Raw genomic sequence first — 2,521 nt, forward strand, 5'->3', positions numbered from 1 at the left:
GTTGCCGGCCGAGCCGGTCGCCGCCCGCTAGCGCAGTTTGGCGATCGCCAGTCCGTCCAGCTGGGCGCGGTCCTTGATCGACTCCTCGCTGCGCGTCATCGCCTTGGCGATCGCCTTCAGCGCCATGCCCTTCTTGGCCAGCGTGTGGAGCTTCTGGACCTCATCCTGCGTCCAAGGCTGGCGGTGACGCTCAAAGCCTTCGCCTTTCGCCATCAGCCTTGCTCCTCGACCGCGACGATCTCGATCGCTTCGGCGATGCCGTTGAAGTCGACGCGCTCACCCGCCTCCGCGCCGATCACCGCCCGGGCGAGCGGGGCCTGGAAGCCGATCCGGCCGGTCGCCGGCTCCGCCTCGTCGCCGCCGACGATCGCGATCGTCCGGACAGCGCCGTTCAGCCGGAACGTCACCCGCGAGCCGATGCCGGCCTGACCCGCTGCAGGTGCAGCCGCCAGTTCGGCGGTCGATCGGCGGGTGTGCCAGTAGCGCAGCTCGCGCTTCAGGACGTCCCGCGCCTCGTCGTCAGCCGCGACCGCGACGGCAGCCTCGACCGCCGCCACCTTGGCCTCGATCAGCGCCAGCCCGCGCGGCGTGACGAGGTTCGGCCCCGGCGCGATCGGCAGTTCGAAGCGCGGCTCCTTGTGCTCCTCGTCGCTCTCGCGCCGAAACGCGACACTCATGGGAGTAGGCTCATTCGAAGATCGCGCCCCATTTGCGCGCCGGGCGGTCGCGCCAGTGGCCGCGGTGATAAGCGTCGCTGGCGAGCAGCGGCATGACGCTGCCGGCTTCGGCGAACACCATCTGCTCGATGCCGGTGTTGACCTTGCCCCACGACGCCGCCTCCTGCAGCGTCGACGACGAGCAGGCACCGTCACGCACGTCGGCGACGGTGATCTGGATCGCGTATTTGTGCACCTGCACGTCGTCATGGCCCAGGATCTCGGCGCAGACGACGGTGTCCTGGATAAAGTTCTTGGGCACGCCGCCGCCGATCATCAGCAGCCCGGTGGTGCCGGCCTTGATCTTGATGTCGGTCAGCTCGCGGAAGTCGGCGACCGCATCGATCATCAGATAGGGCTTACCGGCCTTGGCAGCGTCGACCTGGTGCTTGACCAGCCCGAACCCCGCCGAGCTGTCGACGAACGCCGGGCAGAAGATCGGCACGTCATGCTCATAGGCGAGCTTGACCAGGCTATTGTCCTTCTTGCCGTGCTGGGTCAGGTAGCGGCCCATCTCGCGGATGAACGCACGCGACGAATAGGCCTTCGGCTCCAGCGACTCCGCGATCTCGAAGATCGTGTGATCGACGTTCTGCAGCTGCTCCTCGTCGATATAGGTGTCGTAGATGCGATCGATCAGCAGCGAGCGCAGCGTATCGTCGTCGGGCACCTCCAGCGCCTGATAATGCTTGTGGCCGAGGCCTTCGAAGAAATCCATGTCGACAATGGTCGCGCCGGTGGCGACGATGCCGTCGACCATGTTGTTGCGCACCAGCTCGGCATAGAGGTCCATGCAGCCGCCCGCCGAGGTCGATCCGGCGATCACCAGGAAGATCGTGCAGTCGCGGTCGGCCAGCATGTCGTTGTAGATGCCGGTCGCACGGCCGAGGTCGCGGCTGGTAAAGCTCATGTCCTTCATCGCATCGACGATCGGCCGCGCGTCGAAGCTGGTGATGTCGATGTGCTTGACCTGCTTGGAGAGCAGTTCGGCCTTGCGCGTGTCGTTGATCTGGTCGGTCATGAGGTTTTCCACATAAGATGTCTGTCACCCCGGGCCTGTCCCGGAGGTCCAGGGTCACGGACGCAGCGCTGCTTGGCTCTGGATCCCGGGACGAGCCCGGGATGGCGATGCGAGATTACAGCGTGACGACGTTCGACGTCTTCTGGACGGCAACGTCGAGGTACAGCGACGCCATCGGCTCGTCCGCCACGATCACCGCCTCGTCCGCGCCGAACCCGTTGAACTGCGTCCGCATACACGCGCCATAGGCACCGAGCATCCCGATCTCGAGATAGTCGCCCGCCACCACGTCGGCCGGCAGCAGGAACGGCCCGGTCATGTGGTCGAGGTCGTCGCAGGTCGGGCCGTAGAAGCTGAACGGATGCTCACGCATGTCGGACATCGGCTCGCGCAGCAGCGTGACCGGGAACCGCCAGCCGAGATGCGCCGCGTCGAACAGCGCGCCGTACGCGCCGTCGTTGATGTACAGCTCCGATCCGCGACGCCGCTCGACGCGGACCACCAGCGACGAATATTCTGCACACAGCGCGCGGCCCGGCTCCGCCCACAGCTCCGCCGAGTAGCTGATCGGCAGCGACTCGAAAGCGCGGTGAATGGTGTCGAAATACCGCTCCAGCGGCGGCGGCTCCATGCCCGGATAGGTCGAGGGGAAACCGCCACCGACGTCGATGACGTCGACCGTCACCGCCGCATCGACGATCGCCGCGCGCACCCGCTCCATCGCCTGGGTATAGGCGTCGGGCGTCATCGCCTGCGACCCGACATGGAAGCAGATGCCGAGCGC

Annotated in this window: 3 protein-coding genes and 1 pseudogene; all 4 read right to left on the reverse strand. The window is 66.5% G+C overall.

The annotated features are described in order from the left end of the window. Window positions 1-27: 27 nt before the first annotated feature. The gene (locus HUU96_RS14880) at window positions 28-213 is read right to left on the reverse strand and encodes a hypothetical protein (RefSeq protein WP_174293510.1); all 186 of its coding nucleotides are present in this window, start codon (window positions 211-213) and stop codon (window positions 28-30) included. Continuing rightward, window positions 213-677 carry a GreA/GreB family elongation factor gene (locus HUU96_RS14885; protein WP_174293511.1) on the reverse strand — a complete coding sequence of 155 codons (465 nt, stop codon included), beginning with the start codon at window positions 675-677 and terminating at the stop codon, window positions 213-215. Before HUU96_RS14885 ends, HUU96_RS14880 begins: the two co-directional genes overlap by 1 nt. A gap of 10 nt (window positions 678-687) precedes the next feature. Beyond that, window positions 688-1,737 (reverse strand): 1,9-bis(guanidino)-5-aza-nonane synthase, encoded by a 1,050-nt coding sequence (locus HUU96_RS14890; protein WP_174293512.1) that lies wholly within the window; start codon window positions 1,735-1,737, stop codon window positions 688-690. Between the two features lie 115 nt (window positions 1,738-1,852). Continuing rightward, window positions 1,853-2,521, reverse strand: a pseudogene (locus HUU96_RS14895) (type III PLP-dependent enzyme); the annotation flags it as partial.

This window comes from Sphingomonas bacterium, from assembly GCF_903644135.1.
Lineage (GTDB): Bacteria > Pseudomonadota > Alphaproteobacteria > Sphingomonadales > Sphingomonadaceae > Sphingomonas.

Bases quoted from the DNA above. Each gene is read 5' to 3' on its own strand.
- HUU96_RS14890 (WP_174293512.1), bottom strand. From the start codon at position 1,737: ATGACCGACCAGATCAACGACACGCGCAAGGCCGAACTGCTCTCCAAG.
- HUU96_RS14880 (WP_174293510.1), bottom strand. From the start codon at position 213: ATGGCGAAAGGCGAAGGCTTTGAGCGTCACCGCCAGCCTTGGACGCAG.
- HUU96_RS14885 (WP_174293511.1), bottom strand. From the start codon at position 677: ATGAGTGTCGCGTTTCGGCGCGAGAGCGACGAGGAGCACAAGGAGCCG.